We start from the raw sequence: 15,873 nt of genomic DNA on the forward strand, positions 1-15,873 counted from the left end.
GGTGATCACGGTGTCGGGGCGCGTGAGCGTTGAGTGCAGCGTTCCGCGGCCGGGGGCCGGCCCGCGCCACCCCCCGCGACGGGTCCGGGCGCGCGCCGGCCCCGCGCCGGGCCGCCGCCCGCCCGGCCGGCTGGCAGCCGCCGGCGCCGGCGGGCAGGATCGGGGTGTGCCCTCGCCGACCGAGGGGTCCGGTGCGCGCACGGCCCCCCGCATGACGCTGACCGTGGCCGCCGTCGCGCGCCGCCTCGGCGTCGCGCCGGCCACCCTGCGCACGTGGGACCGCCGCTACGGCCTCGGGCCCTCCGAGCACACCGCCGGCGCGCACCGGCGCTACTCGGCCACCGACCTGGCCCGCCTGGTCGTCATGCGCCGCCTGACCCTGGAGGGCGTGGCGCCCGCCGAGGCCGCCGGCATCGCCGCCACCACCGCGGTCGGCGACGGCGGGTTCGCCCTGGCCAGCGTCTCGACCATCCCCGCCTCGGTCATCGAGGCCGCCGTCACCGACGCCGCCGCCATCGCCGGCCCCGGCGGGGACCTGGACCCCTCCCGCGGGCTGGCCGCCCCGCTGCCGCCCCCGGGCGCGCCGGGACCCGCGCCCGCCGCGCTCACCCCCCGGCCCCGCGCCGGCCGCGACGACGGCCGCGACGAGCCCCGGGGCGACGGGCGGGCCGGCGAGCGCGACGAGCCGCGGGACGACGCGCGGGACGACGCCGAGGACGCCGACGACGTCGAGGTGCCCGCGCGGGCCTCGGCCGACGTCGGCGACTGGGCCGTGCAGAGCCTGGCCGACCGCTTCGGGGACGAGGTGCGCGCGCGCGGCGCGGCCGCCGCCTGGGACGCCGTCCTGGCGCCCGCCCTGGCCACCCGGGACACCGCCCTGACCGCCGCCGTCGACCGCGCGCTGCGCGCCACCGCGGTGCTGGAGTCCGAGCGGGCCGTGCTGCTGGCGACCCTGGAGGTGCCCGCCGGGCCCGCCGTGCCCGAGCCGTCGGCCGGCCTGCTGCTGCGCGCGGCCGCCGGCGCCCTGGCCGAGGCGGGGGCGGGCAGCCGCACCACGGGCGCCGGCGTGCCGGTGCGGATGCTGGCCGCGGCCGTGCGCCGCGCCCGGCCGCCCGCGGTGCTCCTGCACGCGCGCGTCCCGCGCTCCACCGCCGACCTGGACCCCCTGCTGCGGGTGCGCCCGGCCCCCCTGCTCGTGCTGTGCGGCACGGCCTGGTCCGGGGACGTGCCCGCCGGGTGCGTGCGCGCCGCGACCCTCACCGAGGCCGTCGCCCACTGCCTGGCTGCCGTCACCGCCTGAGGGGCCGCGGGCCGGCGCCCGACCACCCGTGCGACCACCGCGCCAGCACCGCGCCACCGCCCGGTCACCGGGTCGGCGGCGTTCCGCGCGACGGGCTCAGGTCACCCCACCGGTGTGCCGATGACACCACTGCGTGCCGCCTCCCGCGGTGCGCAGCGGTGCCACGGACGGCCCGCTCCACCGGAACAGGGAAGAGGTAAGGCGGTGGCAACGGTACTGGTCTGCGACGACCTGCCGCTGGCCCGCGAGGCCATGCGTCGCATGGTCGCCGCGGTGCCCGGTGTGACCCGGGTCGTCGGTGCGTCGTCGGGCGAGGAGGCGCTGCAGCGCTGGCCCGTCGAGCGTCCCTCGCTCGTCGTGATGGACGTGCGGATGCCCGGCATCGGGGGGGTCGAGGCGGCGCGCCGCCTGCTGGCCCGGCACCCCGAGGCCAACGTCCTCATGGCCACCATGGCCGAGGACGGCGACGGGGTGGCGCGCGCGGTCGCCGCGGGCGCCCGCGGCTACCTGGTCAAGGACGTCTCGCGCGAGGAGCTGGCCACGGCCGTCCTGCAGGCGCTGCAGGACGTCTCGCGCCGCCGCGGTGGCGCGCGCACCCGCGCGGTGCCCACCGGCCGCGCCCCCGCGCTCACCGAGCGCGAGCAGCAGGTGCTCGTCGGGATGAGCCGCGGGCGCAGCAACGCCGAGATCGGGCGCGAGCTGTTCCTGTCGGAGGACACCGTCAAGACGCACGCCCGCCGCCTCTTCCGCAAGCTCGAGGCCGCCGACCGCGCGCAGGCGGTGGCTGTGGGATTCCGCTGGGGTCTCGTACGGTAGGCGGGTGAGCCCCGGGGGCGACGAGGCCGGAGGCCGGCCTGCAGCGGACGCCGATCGGCGCGCCGCTGCGGGCGCCCCCGGTGACGCCGTCGACGTCCTGGAGGACACCCCCGGGTCCCGCGACGACCTCGACGGGAGCCTCCCGGAGGACCCCCCCGAGGACGTGCTGGAGGACCCGCTGGAGGACCCCGCCGCGGACCGTGTAACGGGACCGGCCGCCCCGCCGATGGACAGGGTGGATGCCGGGGGGCTCCAGGAACTGGCGGCCCGCGCCCTGACGGGGGAGCAGGGCGCGGTCGCCGACCTCCTGGCAGCGGTGCGCCGCCTCGTCCACCGTTACTGCCGGGCTCGGCTCGGGCGTCTGCCCGGTGCCGATCACGCTGCGGAAGACGCAGCACAGGAGGTCTGCATCGCCGTGCTGACGGCACTGCCCCGCTACAAGGACACGGGTCGCCCGTTCGAGGCGTTCGTGTACCGCATCGCGGCCAACAAGGTCGCGGACGCGCAGCGGGCTTCCTACCGGGCGCCGGTGCCCACCGACGAGGTGCCCGACGCGGCGACCGCCGAGCCCGGTCCCGAGCAGCTGGCCCTGGACGCCTTCGACGCCGAGACCGTCGGCCGCCTGCTGGACACCCTGCCGCCCAAGCTGCGCGAGATCATCACGCTGCGCGTGGGTGCCGGGCTGTCCGCCGAGGAGACCGGCCGCGCCCTGGACATGACCGCCGGCGCCGTCCGCGTCGCCCAGCACCGCGCCGTGCAGCGGCTGCGCAAGACCGCCCTGGCCGACGCCTCCCTGCGGGTGACGTCGTGACGCCGCGCCGCGGGCACCTGCGCGAGCAGCGCGAGGCCGCGCCCACCGTGCCCGAGCTGCTCGCCACCGACGCGCTGCTGGACCGCCTGGGCAACCACACCGCCACCGAGGAGGACCTGCGCGACGTCCTGGCGCGCGTCCTGGACGGCTACGCCCTGCACGCCGACCCGCGCACCGCGGGCGTGCGGGCGGTGCCGCTGCCCGAGGAGCTGCCCGCGCCGGAGGCCGAGCCGCCGGGGGAGGTGCGCGCCGGCCACCTGCGCGTGCTCACCGCCCGCCGCCGCACCCTGCAGCGGGCCGCCCGCGGCGGCGCGGCCGTCGCGGCCGCCCTCGCGCTGCTGGGCGGGACGGCCGCCGCGGCCGCCACCCACCGCGCCCCGGCCACCGTCGAGGAGAGCCTGGCCGCCGAGCGCCAGGTGCCCTCGTGGCTGCCGACGCAGGTGTACGAGGTGTTCGGGCCCAGCCGCGACCAGCTGGTGCAGCAGGAGGTGGCCCGCGCGTCGGCCGCCGCCAGCGCGGGGGAGACCGACGTCGCCGTCCAGCGCGTGCGCGACCTGGTGCGCCTGCTGGAGTCCGGCGGCGCCGACCCGGCGCTCGTCGCGGAGGCCAGCAGCGCGTTCGTGGAGCTGAGCCGGACGGCGGCCGTCGCGGTCGGGGCGAGCGCCACCGGCGACCCCGCCGCGGTGCCCGGCGCCTCCGCGGTCGCGAAGCTGCCCGAGCTGGTGCGCGCGTCGCGCACGGCGGCGCCGGTGCAGACGCCGGTGCTGCTGTACCCGCCGAGCACGGCCGCGCCGACGCGCCCGCCGGCCACCGACGGGCCGACCACCGCCCCGACCCGCCCGCCGGCGTCCTCGCCCGCGCAGCCGTCGCCGTCGGCGCCCCCGCAGACGCAGGCCCCGGCCCCGACGCAGACCTCGCCGCAGGCCCCGTCCCCGACGCGGCCGCCGTCGCAGGCCCCGGCCCCGGTCGTGCCGCCGGTGACGCCGAGCACGCCGCCGGTGACGCCCACGACGCCGCCGGTGACGCCCACGACGCCGCCCCCGGTGACGAGCCCGCCGACGAGCGTCCCGCCGACGGGCACGCCGGGCGAGGAGCCCACGGGCACGCCCGGCGACACCGCGGCCCCCGGCCCCACCGAGGTCCCCGGCGGGACGCCGACCGACCCGGTGACCTCCCCGGGCGGGCAGCAGGGCGAGGGCCCGGTGGCGACGCCGAGCACGGCCCTGGCCGTGCCCTCGCCCTCCCCGTCGCCGCAGCCGACGTCGTCCACGGGCGCGGCCGTGCCCACCGGCACGACCACGTCCAGCCCGACGGACCCGCAGGTCCCGAGCGCGGACGGAGCGGGCCCGGCGGCGCCGTAGCATCGACGGTGTGAGCGTGCACCCCGACAGGACCGCGGACGACAGCCACGACACCGGGTGGGCCGAGTGGGCCGAGCGCGACCCGTTCGCCCTCACCGGTCTCACCTACGACGACGTCCTCCTCCTGCCGGGGGAGTCCGACGTCGTCCCCTCCGAGGTGGACGCCTCGACGCGCGTGTCCAAGCGCGTGAGCCTGCGCATCCCGCTGCTCAGCTCGGCGATGGACACCGTCACCGAGTCCCGGATGGCCATCGCGATGGCCCGCCAGGGCGGGCTGGGCGTGCTGCACCGCAACCTGTCCGCCGACGAGCAGGCCGCCCAGGTGGACCTCGTCAAGCGCTCGGAGTCGGGCATGGTCACGCAGCCGGTGACCACCACCCCGGACGCGACGCTGGCCGACGTGGACGCGCTGTGCGCGCGCTACCGCATCTCGGGCGTGCCGGTCGTGGACGGCGAGGGCACCCTCGTCGGCATCGTCACCAACCGCGACCTGCGCTTCGAGGACGACTTCTCCCGCCCGGTGCGCGACGTCATGACGCGGATGCCGCTGGTGACGGCCCCGCGGGGGATCACCCCGGCCGACGCGATGCAGCTGCTGCGCAGGCACAAGATCGAGAAGCTGCCGATCGTCGACGAGCGCGACCGCCTCACCGGGCTGATCACGGTGAAGGACTACACCAAGAGCGAGCAGTACCCGCTGGCCACCAAGGACGCCGACGGCCGGCTGCGGGTGGCCGCCGCCATCGGGATCTTCGAGGACGCCTGGAAGCGGGCGATGGCGCTGGTGGACGCCGGGGTCGACGTGCTGGTCGTCGACATGGCGCACGGGCACTCGCGCGCGGTGCTGGAGATGATCTCGCGGCTGAAGTCCGACAGCGCCGTCGCGCACCTGGACGTGGTGGGCGGCAACGTCGCCACGCGGGCCGCGGCGCAGGCCCTGGTGGACGCGGGCGTGGACGGCATCAAGGTGGGCGTGGGCCCCGGCTCGATCTGCACGACGCGCGTCGTGGCGGGCGTGGGCGTGCCGCAGGTGACGGCGATCCACGAGGCGGCGAAGGCGGCCCGCCCGGCGGGCGTGCCGGTCATCGGCGACGGCGGGCTGCAGTACTCCGGCGACATCGCCAAGGCGCTGGTGGCGGGCGCGGACACGGTGATGCTGGGCTCGCTGCTGGCCGGCTGCGACGAGAGCCCCGGCGAGCTGGTGTTCATCAACGGCAAGCAGTTCAAGAGCTACCGCGGGATGGGTTCGCTGGGCGCGCAGCAGACCCGCCAGGGCGGGCGCTCGTTCTCCAAGGACCGCTACTTCCAGAACGACGTGGCCTCCGACGACCGGTTCGTGCCCGAGGGCGTGGAGGGCCAGGTGCCTTACCGCGGGCCGCTGGGGGCGGTGGCGCACCAGCTCGTCGGCGGGCTGCGCCAGTCGATGTTCTACGCGGGCGCGCGCTCGGTGACCGAGCTGCAGCGCACGGGCCGCTTCGTGCGGATCACGGCGGCGGGGCTGAAGGAGAGCCACCCGCACGACATCCAGATGACGGTGGAGGCCCCCAACTACTCGGGGCGCTGACCCGGGGCTGCTCCGGGCGCTGAACCGGGCCGGCGACCGGCCCCCGCGCGGGGGCCGGTCCCGGCGGCCGGGCGCCCCCGGGACCGGCCGGTAGCCTTGCGCGCGTGCAGGAGATCGAGATCGGCCGCGGCAAGCGGGGACGGCGCGCCTACAGCTTCGACGACATCGCCGTCGTCCCGAGCCGGCGCACGCGCGACCCGGAGGACGTGTCGACCACCTGGCAGATCGACGCGTACCACTTCGACATCCCGGTGCTGAGCGCGCCGATGGACTCGGTGGTCTCCCCGGCGACCGCGGTGGCGCTGGGCCGCCTGGGCGGCCTCGGCGTGCTCGACCTCGAGGGCCTGTGGACCCGCTACGAGGACCCGGAGCCGCTGCTGGCGGAGATCGCCGGCCTGGACCCGGCGGTGGCCACGCGCCGCATGCAGGAGCTGTACGCCGAGCCGGTCAAGCCGGAGCTCATCACCTCCCGGCTGGCGGAGGTCCGCGCGGCGGGCGTGACGGTGGCCGGGGCGCTGTCGCCGCAGCGCACGCAGGAGTTCTGGAAGGTCGTCGTCGACGCCGGTGTCGACCTGTTCGTCATCCGCGGCACGACGGTCTCGGCCGAGCACGTCTCGGGCAGCAGCGAGCCGCTGAACCTCAAGCGCTTCATCTACGAGCTGGACGTGCCCGTCGTCGTGGGCGGCGCGGCCACCTACACGGCGGCGCTGCACCTGATGCGCACGGGGGCGGCGGGCGTGCTGGTCGGGTTCGGCGGCGGCGCGGCGCACACGACCCGCACGACGCTGGGCATCCACGCCCCGATGGCCAGCGCGGTCGCCGACGTGGCCGCCGCGCGCCGCGACTACATGGACGAGTCGGGCGGGCGGTACGTGCACGTCATCGCCGACGGCGGCATGGGCACCAGCGGGGAGATCGTCAAGGCGGTCGCGTGCGGCGCGGACGCCGTCATGCTGGGCGCGGCGCTGGCCCGGGCCACCGAGGCCCCCGGCCGCGGCTGGCACTGGGGCCCGGAGGCCCACCACGCGGTGCTGCCGCGCGGGGAGCGCGTCCACGTCGGCACGGTGGCGCCGCTGGCCGAGATCCTCACCGGCCCCGGCCGCGCCGCGGACGGCACCACGAACCTCGTCGGCGCGCTGCGCCGCTCGATGGCCACGACGGGCTACTCCGACCTCAAGGAGTTCCAGCGCGTCGAGGTCGTCGTCTCCCCGTACCAGCCGACGCGCTGAGGCGCCGCGCCGTGACGCAGCAGCGCTGGACGCCGGACGCGGTGGGCCCGCAGACGGGCCGCACGGTGCTCGTCACGGGCGCCAACTCGGGCCTGGGCCTGGTGGTGGCCACCGAGTTCGCCCGCCGCGGGGCGGACGTGCTGATGGCCTGCCGCAACTCCGAGCGCGCCCGCGCCGCGGTGCAGCGGCTGCGCCGCGACGTCGCCGACTCCGGCCGCGAGGCCTCGGTGGAGGTCGTGGCCCTGGACACCGCCGACCTGGCCAGCGTGCGCCGGGCCGCCGCGGACGTGCTGCGGCGGCGCTCCAGCGTCGACGTGCTGGTCAACAACGCGGGCGTCATGGCGCCCCCGCTCGGCCGCACCGTCGACGGGTTCGAGACGCAGGTCGCCACCAACCACCTGGGCCACTTCGCGCTGACGGGCCTGCTGCTGCCGGCGCTGCTGTCGGGCGGCGGCGGCCGCGTGGTGACGGTCTCCAGCGTCGCGGCGCGCTCGGCCCGCCTGGACCGCGAGGACTACCAGAGCGAGCGCGGGTACCGGGCCTGGCGGGTGTACGGGCGCTCGAAGCTGTCGAACCTGCTGTTCGCGGCGGAGCTGCAGCGCCGGGCGCGGGCCGCCGGCCTGCCGCTGCTGTCGGTGGCCGCGCACCCGGGTGTGGCGCACACGAACCTGACGACCTCGGGACCGGTGCGCGACCGCGGCAAGCTCGTGCGCGCGGTGGCCGGGCGGGTCTCGCGGGTGCTCGGGCAGCCGGCCTCGCAGGGCGCCTGGCCGCTGCTGCGGGCGGCCACGGACCCGTCCGCGGCGGGCGGGGAGTACTTCGGCCCGGACGGGCCCGGGCAGGCGCGCGGGTACCCGGTGCGGGTGCAGGCCCCGGCCGCCGCGCACGACCCCGGCGACGCCGCCTGGCTGTGGGCGCGCTCGGCCGAGTGGACGGGCGTCGACCCGGCCGAGCTCAGGCGCGGCTGACCCCCGCGGGCAGCACGTCCAGCAGGGCGCGCAGCGCCGGCGGCGGGCCGGGCCGGTGCACGCGGTGCAGCTCGGCGCGGTGCCGCTCGGGGCGGTGGCCGTCCCCCTCGCCCAGCTCCAGGTAGCGCACGCCGTCCAGCCGCAGCCGCAGGACGCCGGCGGGCACGACGGCGGCGCCGACACCGGCGTCGACGAGGGCCAGCAGGGTGTGCACCTGGTTGGCGGTGGCGGCCACCGGCGGGTGCGCGCCCACGGCGGTGAACGCGGCGTCGACGAGGCGGTGCAGGGCCGGCGCGAGGTCGGGCGAGTGCGTGACCAGCGGGTGCGCGGCCAGCTCGGTGAGGGTGACCGAGGTCCGTCCGGCCAGCGGGTGGGCGGCGGGGACGGCGGCGACGAGGCGCTCGGAGCGCACGAGCCGCGCGCTCAGGTCCGTCCCGGGCGGCAGCCCGCGCACGAGGCCGAGGTCGAGGGTGCCCGCGGCGAGCCCGGCCAGCTGCGCGCGCGAGTCGGCCTCCTCCAGCTCCAGGCGCACCCCGGGCAGGCGCTCGCGCGCCGGGGCCAGGTGCTCGCCGAGCACGGTGAGCCCGGCCAGGACGGTGAACCCGACCCGCACCCGGCCGGTGCGCCCGGCGGCGGCCTCGCGCGCCGCGGTCCCGGCGTCGGCGGCCTCGGCGAGCAGCCGGCGCGCGTGCGGCAGGAACGCGGCCCCGGCGGCGGTGAGGACGGCCCCGCGCGGGGTGCGCTCCAGCAGGCGCGCGCCGACGGCCGCCTCCAGCTTCTGCACGGCGCGGCTCAGGGGCGGCTGGGTGCGCGACAGGGACTGCGCGGCGCGGCCGAAGTGGCCGGTGTCGGCGACGGCGACGAGCGCGCGGACCTGCTCCAGCGTGTAGTCCACCCGCTCATCGTGGCACCGCGATACCGGTCGTGCACCGGACGATGCCGGATCGATGTTGGACGCGCATGGCCCGGTCTTCCTACGGTGGCGGGACCCCGACCGACCCCGTCCCCTGGAGACCGCCGCGATGACGCTGCAGACCCACACCGTCGTCCCCGACCTCGCCGGCCTGCACCTGGGCCGCGGCGAGGCCAGCACCGACCGCGTCACCGGGATCCGCCTGTCGCGGGCGACGCTGCCGCTGGGCAGTCCCGTCAGCGACGCGAAGGTCTTCACCGGCCGGCAGCGCCCGCTGACCGAGGTCGCGTTCCTGTTCGCCGAGGTCGTCACCGAGAGCGGCCTGACGGGGCTGGGCTGGAGCTACTCCAAGCGCGCCGGCGGTCCGGGGCTGTTCGCCCACGCCCGCGAGATCGCCCCCGACCTGCTGGGGGAGGACCCCAGCGACACCGCCCGGCTGTGGACGAAGCTCGTGTGGGCGGGCGCCTCGGTGGGCCGCAGCGGCCTGGCCACGCAGGCGATCGCCGCCTTCGACGTCGCGCTGTGGGACCTCAAGGGCCGCCGGGCCGGGCTGCCGCTGGCCAAGCTGGTCGGCGCCCACCGCGACACCGTCGCCGCCTACAACACCTCCGGCGGGTTCCTGTCGGTGCCCCTCGAGGCGCTGGTGGACAACTGCCGCGCGGCGGTCGAGCGCGGCATCGGCGGCATCAAGCTGAAGGTCGGCCAGCCGGACCGCAAGGCCGACCTGGCGCGCGTGGCCGCCGTGCGCGAGGCGCTGGGCGACGACGTGACGCTGATGGTCGACGCCAACCAGCAGTGGAACCGCCAGGACGGCCTGCGGATGGGCCGCGCGCTGGAGCCCTTCGGCCTGGAGTGGATCGAGGAGCCGCTGGACGCGTACGACGCCGAGGGGCACGCGGCGCTGGCCGCCGCCCTGGACACCCCGGTCGCCACGGGCGAGATGCTCGCCAGCGTCGCCGAGCACGAGGAGCTGCTGCGGCTGCGCGCGGTGGACTACCTGCAGCCGGACGCCCCGCGGGTGGGCGGCATCACGCCGTTCCTGAAGCTGCTGACGCTCGCGGAGGTCGCCGGGGTGAGCCTGGCCCCGCACTTCGCGATGGAGATCCACGTCCACCTGGCGGCCACCTACCCGCACACGGCGTGGGTGGAGCACTTCGAGTGGCTGGAGCCGCTGTGGAACGAGCGGCTGGAGCTGCGGGAGGGCCGGATGGTCGTGCCCTCGCGCCCCGGCCTGGGCCTGTCGCTGTCCGAGCGGGCGCGCGCCTGGACGAGCGAGACCGCCGAGTTCGGCGCCCCCGTCCCCTCCTGACCCCACCTCCCGCCGTGATCATGGATGGGTGAAGCTTCACCCGTCCATGATCACGGCGGGGGCGGGGCGAGGTGAGGTGACGGAGAGGTGGGCGGTCGGGCAGGGGCGGCGGTCGGGGTCGGGGGCGGGCGGCGCCGGACCGGGGCGGTGGTGCGGGGCCGATAGCCTGGGACCCGTGAGCGAGCCCGTCGGCAGTGCGACCGAGCCGGTCCCCGGCACCACCCCGCAGGAGCCGCCGGAGGTCGCCGCCGAGCGCGCGCACCGCCCCGTCCTCGTCGTCGACTACGGCGCCCAGTACGCCCAGCTGATCGCCCGCCGGGTGCGCGAGGCGGACACCTTCTCCGAGATCGTGCCCAGCACGATGCCGGTGGCGGACATGCTCGCCAAGGACCCGGCCGCGGTGATCCTGTCCGGCGGCCCGGCCAGCGTGTACGCCGAGGGCGCCCCGCAGGTGGACCCGGCGCTGTTCGAGGCCGGGGTGCCCGTGCTGGGCATCTGCTACGGCTTCCAGGCGATGGCCCAGGCCCTGGGCGGCGAGGTCGCCCGCACGGGCGCGCGCGAGTACGGCGGCACGACGGCCACGGTCCACCCGGAGTCCTCGACGCTGCTGCGCGAGCAGCCGGCCGAGCAGTCGGTGTGGATGTCGCACGGGGACTCCGTGGCGCGCGCGCCGGAGGGCTTCCGCGTGGTGGCGCAGTCGCCCGGTGCCGAGGTCGCCGCGTTCGAGGACGACGAGCGGCGCCTGTACGGGGTGCAGTGGCACCCGGAGGTCAAGCACTCCGCGCACGGGCAGGACGTGCTGGTGAACTTCCTGCGCCACGGCGCGCGCGTGGACCCCGACTGGACGACCGGCAACGTCATCGAGGAGCAGGTCGCTCGCATCCGCGCGCAGGTCGGCGACGGCAAGGTCATCTGCGCGCTGTCGGGCGGGGTGGACTCCGCGGTCGCGGCCGCGCTGGTGCAGCGCGCGGTGGGCGAGCAGCTGACGTGCGTCTTCGTCGACCACGGCCTGCTGCGCGCCGGGGAGGCCGAGCAGGTCGAGCAGGACTTCGTGGCCGCCACGGGCGTGAAGCTGCACGTGGTCGACGCGGTGCAGCGCTTCGCCGACGCCCTGGAGGGCGTCAGCGACCCGGAGCAGAAGCGCAAGACCATCGGCCGGGAGTTCATCCGCGTCTTCGAGCAGGCCGCCCGCGACGTCGTGGCCGCCGAGGGCGGCAGCGGCGAGGTGCGCTTCCTCGTGCAGGGCACGCTGTACCCGGACGTGGTGGAGTCCGGCGGCGGCGAGGGCGCGGCGACCATCAAGAGCCACCACAACGTGGGCGGGCTGCCGGACGACCTGACGTTCGAGCTGGTGGAGCCGCTGCGCGCGCTGTTCAAGGACGAGGTGCGCGCGGTGGGCCTGCAGCTGGGCCTGCCGGAGGCGATGGTGTGGCGCCAGCCGTTCCCCGGCCCCGGCCTGGCCATCCGCATCGTCGGCGCGGTGACCCCGCAGCGGCTGGAGGTGCTGCGCGCGGCGGACGCCATCGCCCGCGCGGAGCTGACGGCCGCGGGCCTGGACCGCGAGATCTGGCAGTGCCCGGTGGTGCTGCTGGCGGACGTGCGCTCGGTGGGCGTGCAGGGCGACGGGCGCACGTACGGGCACCCGGTGGTGCTGCGCCCGGTCAGCTCCGAGGACGCCATGACGGCGGACTGGACTCGCCTGCCCTACGACGTCCTGCAGCGCATCTCCACGCGCATCACCAACGAGGTGCCCGAGGTGAACCGGGTGGTGCTCGACGTGACGAGCAAGCCGCCGGGCACCATCGAGTGGGAGTGAGCCGCTGACCCGCTGAGGCGGGGGCGGCTCAGCCGCCCGGCCCGCGCACGGCGCGGGCCAGGCGGCGCACGGCCTCGGGCACCTGGCCGGCGTCCAGCCCGGCCACGCACAGCCGCAGGTGGGCGGCCTCCTCCTCGGCGACGACGTAGTGCCGCCCCGGGCTGACGGCGACGCCCTCCGCGAGGGCGCGGCGGGCCACCTCGGCGTCCTCGGCGCCGCGGGGCAGGCGCAGCCACAGGGAGAACCCGCCGCGCGGCGGCGTCCAGGTGCACTCGGGCAGCTCGGCGGCCAGCGCGGTGCCCAGCGTGCGGACCCGGTCGGCCAGCGCGGCGCTGAGCGCGCGCAGGTGCGCGCCCCAGCCGGCGCCGGTGACCAGCTCGACGGTGGCCTCCTGCAGGGGCCGGGAGACGAACAGGTCGTCGACGACGCGCAGCGCGGTGATGCGCTGCAGGACGGGCCCGCGGGCGACGACGCAGCCGACCCGCAGGCTGGGCGCGGCGGTCTTGGTGAGGGAGTTGACGGTGATGACGCGCCCGTCGGTGTCGTCGCGCAGCAGCGACGGCGGCGGGGTGGGGCCGTGCCCGAGCCAGCGGGCGAAGTCGTCCTCGACGACGAACGCGCCGGCGCGCGCGGCGGCGTCCAGGACGGGCCGGCGGCGCGCGGCGGCCAGGACGTGCCCGTCGGGGTTGGCGTAGGTGGGCTGCAGGTACAGCACGCGCGCGCCGGTGGTGGCGAAGGCGCGCTCGAGCAGCTCGGGGCGCACGCCGTCGGCGTCGGTGGGCACCGGCACGGGTGCGAGCCCGGCGCTGCGCAGCAGGGAGATGACGCCGGGGTAGCCGGGGACGGCGACGAGGACGGGGCTGCCGGCGGGCACGAGCGCGCGCAGCACGGTGGACAGGGCCCCCTGCCCGCCGGGGGTGACGAGGACGTCCTCGCGGTCGGCGCCGAGCTGGTGGGCGAACCAGGAGCGCAGCTCGGGCAGCCCGGCGTGCGGGGGCATCGACCAGGCCCGGGGGCGGCGGGCGGCGCGCGCGGTGGCGGCGGCGAGGCGGGTGGTGGGTTGCAGGCCGGCGTCGAGGTAGCCGCGGGCCATGTCCAGGACGTCCTCGGGTGGGGCGGACAGGGCGGCGACGACGTCGGCGGCCTGCACGGGGGAGGCGCCGAGGGCCACGCGCTGCCAGTCGGTGTCGGCGGAGCTGGTGCGGGTGGGGCGGGCGACGTAGGTGCCGGCGCCGGGGCGGGTGGTGACGGTGCCGTCGGCGACGAGGGCGTCCACGGCGCGCTGGACGGTGACGGGCCCGACGCCGAGGTCGGCGACGAGCCGGCGGCTGCTGGGCAGCCGGGCGCCGGCCGGCAGCCCGCGCGCCAGCTCGCGCAGGTTCGCCACGACGACCGCCACACTGCTACCCGAGTCCACGGACAGGGACGGTAGCGCTACCCGAGCGGGCCGAGCGCCGCCGGGGGGCGTGACGCGGCCCACGCCGGGCGCGCCCGGGCGCCCGGCGCGGCCCACGTACGCTGGAGCGGTGCCCGGCCCGTCCCGTCCCGCCGCAGGTCCCGGGCGGGCGCGCGCGCTCGCGCTGACCGCCGTGGCGTGGACCGCGGTCGCCGTGTGCGTGGTCCTGGGCTGGTGGCAGTGGCGCAGCGGCAACGTCGTCGTCTCCGCCCCTCCGGCGCAGCAGCCGGTGGTGGCGGTCGAGGAGGTCGTGGCCGCGGGCGCCCCGGACGGGCGCGGCGTGCTCGTGCAGGACGAGGTGGGCCGCCGCGTCGTGGTCAGCGGCGTCTTCGACCCGGCCGTGGACCTGCGGGTGCCCTCGCGCCGGGTGGACGACGAGGTCGGCTCCTGGGTGGTGGGCGTGGTGCGCTCGAGCGCCCCGGACGGCACCGAGCGCGGCACGGCCGTCGTGCGCGGGTTCGTCCCCGAGGGCGCCCCGGCGCCGCCGCTGCCGGCCGGCCCCGTCGAGGTCACCGGTGTCGTGCAGCCCCCGGAGGGCTCGGACACGGTGCCCGCGACCCGGGCGCTGGGCCCGGGGGAGGTGCGCGTCGTCAGCGCCGCCGACCTCGTCAACCGCGTCGACTACCCGGTGGCGAACGCCTACGTCACCGACACCGCCCCGCAGGCGGGCCTGGTGGCCGTCCCGCCGTCCGACCCGGGGCAGGCCACCCGCCGGCTGGACCTGCGCAACCTGGCCTACGCCGCCCAGTGGTGGGTGTTCGCGGGCTTCGCGGTGCTGCTGTGGACGCGGTTCCTGCGCGACGACCGCCGCGACCGCGAGGCCCTGCGCGCCGCCGAGCCCGCTGAGCCCGAGGGGGCCGCCGGCCCCGCGGGGCCGGCCGAACCGACCGACCCGACCGATCCGCGTCCAGGAGGACGAGACATGAGCACCGCCCGATGAGCGCCGACGCCGGGCCCCGCGCCGACGGCGGCCCCGACGGCCGCGAGCTGCTGCCGGGCACCACGTCCACCCGCGCCAGCGCGCGCTCCGCGCTGACCCGCTACCGCGTCATGGCGTGGGTGACGGGCATCGGCCTGCTCGTCGTGGTCGCCGGCATGGTGCAGGAGTACGTCCTGCACGCCGGCGACGAGATCACGACGGTCATGGGGCCGGTGCACGGCGGCTTCTACATCCTGCTGCTCATCACGACGTTCGACCTGGGCACGCGGGTGCGCTGGGCGTGGTCGCGGATGCTGCTGACGGCCCTGGCGGGCACCGTGCCGTTCCTGTCCTTCTACGCGGAGCGGAAGAACCACCGCGCCGTCGAAGCCCAGCTCGCCGCCCGGTGAGCCTGACGACCGGCGAGCGGCCGGCGCTGCAGCGCGTCGTCGTGCACGCGGCGCTGCGCTCGCGCGGGCAGCTGCTCGTGGACGGCGACGGGGTGCTGCCGTGGGCGGTGCTGGCGCACGGGGAGACCCCGGCCGCCGGGGTGCAGCGCGCGCTGCTGGCGGTGGGCGCCCCGCCCGCGCGCCCGCGCGGGCCGCTGGAGGTGCGCCACGCGGTGCGGCGCGAGCCGGGCGGCACCGCCGCTGACGGCGTCGTCGTCCCGGCGGGGGGCGTGGACGTGCACAGCGTCCACGTCGTGCTGGCCGCGGAGGTCACCGACCACGCGCTGCGCGACGCGGCCCGCCCGGCGCGCTGGGCGCCGGTGCCGGAGCAGCTGCCCCTGGTGGCCGACGCCGCCGTCGCGGTGGGCGCCGCGGAGGTCGCGCGGGCCACGGGCGCCGCGGCGGGGTCGCCGGGCGCCGACGGGCTGGTGCCGGTGGTGCGCCAGCGGCTGGCCGCCTACGCGGTCGTCGTTAGCCCGGACCAGCGCATCCTGCTGACGCGGCTGTCCGAGCGCACGCCCAGCCCGGGCCGCTGGACGCTGCCGGGCGGCGGGGTGGACCACGGCGAGCACCCGGTGGACGCCGCGGTGCGCGAGGTGCACGAGGAGACGGGCATGGACGTCGTCGTCGACGGCCTGCTCGACGTGGCCTCGGAGCACTTCACGGGCCGCTCCCCGCGCGGGGTGCTGGAGGACTTCCACGCGGTGCGGGTGCTGGTGGCCGCCACGGCCACCCAGGTGCGCGAGCCGGAGGTCCTGGACGTGGGCGGCAGCACCGACCTGAGCCGCTGGGTGCCGCTGGACGAGGCGCCCGCGGTCGGCCTGGTGGGGGTCGCGCACCGCGGCGTGCAGTTCGCCCTGCGCCGCCGCGGTTGCTGAGGGCACGGCTGCCGGAGGCACCGGAAACCCGCTGTTCACGCGCGACCTGTTCCCCGGGCGCCGCGCCGGTGGCAGACTCCGCCC

13 protein-coding genes and 1 pseudogene are annotated in these 15,873 nt (G+C 77.9%); 12 read left to right on the forward strand and 2 right to left on the reverse strand.

Features of this window, described 5'->3' with window-relative positions; all coding sequences use genetic code 11:
- Window positions 1-211: 211 nt before the first annotated feature.
- From AB8M62_RS20110 to AB8M62_RS09530, 7 genes and pseudogenes are all read left to right on the forward strand, one after another.
- Window positions 212-409, forward strand: a pseudogene (locus AB8M62_RS20110) (MerR family transcriptional regulator); the annotation flags it as partial.
- A 1,095-nt stretch (window positions 410-1,504) separates the two neighbouring features.
- Window positions 1,505-2,116, forward strand: coding sequence for a response regulator transcription factor (locus AB8M62_RS09505; RefSeq protein WP_369055757.1), 612 nt, complete (start codon window positions 1,505-1,507; stop codon window positions 2,114-2,116).
- A gap of 4 nt (window positions 2,117-2,120) precedes the next feature.
- The gene (shbA, locus tag AB8M62_RS09510; protein ID WP_369069348.1) at window positions 2,121-2,927 is read left to right on the forward strand and encodes an RNA polymerase sigma factor ShbA; all 807 of its coding nucleotides are present in this window, start codon (window positions 2,121-2,123) and stop codon (window positions 2,925-2,927) included.
- Window positions 2,924-4,288, forward strand: a complete 1,365-nt coding sequence (locus tag AB8M62_RS09515) for a hypothetical protein (RefSeq protein WP_369069349.1) — start codon at window positions 2,924-2,926, stop codon at window positions 4,286-4,288. Before shbA ends, AB8M62_RS09515 begins: the two co-directional genes overlap by 4 nt.
- Before the next feature lie 124 nt (window positions 4,289-4,412).
- A complete protein-coding gene (guaB, locus tag AB8M62_RS09520) occupies window positions 4,413-5,852 on the forward strand; it encodes an IMP dehydrogenase (RefSeq protein WP_373694906.1) in 1,440 nt (479 codons plus the stop codon).
- Between the two features lie 104 nt (window positions 5,853-5,956).
- Window positions 5,957-7,081, forward strand: a complete 1,125-nt coding sequence (locus AB8M62_RS09525) for a GuaB3 family IMP dehydrogenase-related protein (protein WP_369056212.1) — start codon at window positions 5,957-5,959, stop codon at window positions 7,079-7,081.
- A gap of 11 nt (window positions 7,082-7,092) precedes the next feature.
- The gene (locus AB8M62_RS09530) at window positions 7,093-8,049 is read left to right on the forward strand and encodes an oxidoreductase (RefSeq protein WP_369069351.1); all 957 of its coding nucleotides are present in this window, start codon (window positions 7,093-7,095) and stop codon (window positions 8,047-8,049) included.
- On the opposite strand, the gene AB8M62_RS09535 is transcribed toward AB8M62_RS09530, so the two are convergent.
- The gene (locus AB8M62_RS09535; RefSeq protein WP_369069352.1) at window positions 8,036-8,944 is read right to left on the reverse strand and encodes a LysR family transcriptional regulator; all 909 of its coding nucleotides are present in this window, start codon (window positions 8,942-8,944) and stop codon (window positions 8,036-8,038) included. The two genes, AB8M62_RS09530 and AB8M62_RS09535, sit on opposite strands and share 14 nt — an antisense overlap.
- 127 nt (window positions 8,945-9,071) lie before the next feature.
- Here AB8M62_RS09535 and AB8M62_RS09540 point away from each other — a divergent pair, with 127 nt between their 5' ends.
- Window positions 9,072-10,271 (forward strand): L-talarate/galactarate dehydratase, encoded by a 1,200-nt coding sequence (locus AB8M62_RS09540; RefSeq protein ID WP_369069353.1) that lies wholly within the window; start codon window positions 9,072-9,074, stop codon window positions 10,269-10,271.
- 175 nt (window positions 10,272-10,446) lie between these two features.
- Window positions 10,447-12,087, forward strand: a complete 1,641-nt coding sequence (gene guaA / locus AB8M62_RS09545; RefSeq protein WP_369056216.1) for a glutamine-hydrolyzing GMP synthase — start codon at window positions 10,447-10,449, stop codon at window positions 12,085-12,087.
- Between the two features lie 28 nt (window positions 12,088-12,115).
- Here guaA and AB8M62_RS09550 read toward each other — a convergent pair whose 3' ends face one another.
- Window positions 12,116-13,504, reverse strand: a complete 1,389-nt coding sequence (locus tag AB8M62_RS09550) for an aminotransferase-like domain-containing protein (RefSeq protein WP_369056217.1) — start codon at window positions 13,502-13,504, stop codon at window positions 12,116-12,118.
- A 109-nt stretch (window positions 13,505-13,613) separates the two neighbouring features.
- Here AB8M62_RS09550 and AB8M62_RS09555 point away from each other — a divergent pair, with 109 nt between their 5' ends.
- The 3 genes from AB8M62_RS09555 to AB8M62_RS09565 are packed head-to-tail and all read left to right on the forward strand — an operon-like array spanning window position 13,614 to window position 15,789.
- Window positions 13,614-14,483, forward strand: a complete 870-nt coding sequence (locus AB8M62_RS09555) for an SURF1 family cytochrome oxidase biogenesis protein (RefSeq protein ID WP_369069354.1) — start codon at window positions 13,614-13,616, stop codon at window positions 14,481-14,483.
- The gene (locus tag AB8M62_RS09560) at window positions 14,480-14,872 is read left to right on the forward strand and encodes a DUF3817 domain-containing protein (RefSeq protein ID WP_369069355.1); all 393 of its coding nucleotides are present in this window, start codon (window positions 14,480-14,482) and stop codon (window positions 14,870-14,872) included. The genes AB8M62_RS09555 and AB8M62_RS09560 overlap by 4 nt, the downstream gene beginning before the upstream one ends.
- The gene (locus AB8M62_RS09565; protein ID WP_369069356.1) at window positions 14,869-15,789 is read left to right on the forward strand and encodes an NUDIX hydrolase; all 921 of its coding nucleotides are present in this window, start codon (window positions 14,869-14,871) and stop codon (window positions 15,787-15,789) included. Before AB8M62_RS09560 ends, AB8M62_RS09565 begins: the two co-directional genes overlap by 4 nt.
- Window positions 15,790-15,873 lie beyond the last annotated feature (84 nt).

The organism is Kineococcus terrestris (assembly GCF_041020755.1).
In the GTDB taxonomy this organism is placed as follows: domain Bacteria; phylum Actinomycetota; class Actinomycetes; order Actinomycetales; family Kineococcaceae; genus Kineococcus; species Kineococcus terrestris.

Bases quoted from the DNA above. Each gene is read 5' to 3' on its own strand.
- AB8M62_RS09540 (WP_369069353.1), top strand. From the start codon at position 9,072: ATGACGCTGCAGACCCACACCGTCGTCCCCGACCTCGCCGGCCTGCAC.
- AB8M62_RS09560 (WP_369069355.1), top strand. From the start codon at position 14,480: ATGAGCGCCGACGCCGGGCCCCGCGCCGACGGCGGCCCCGACGGCCGC.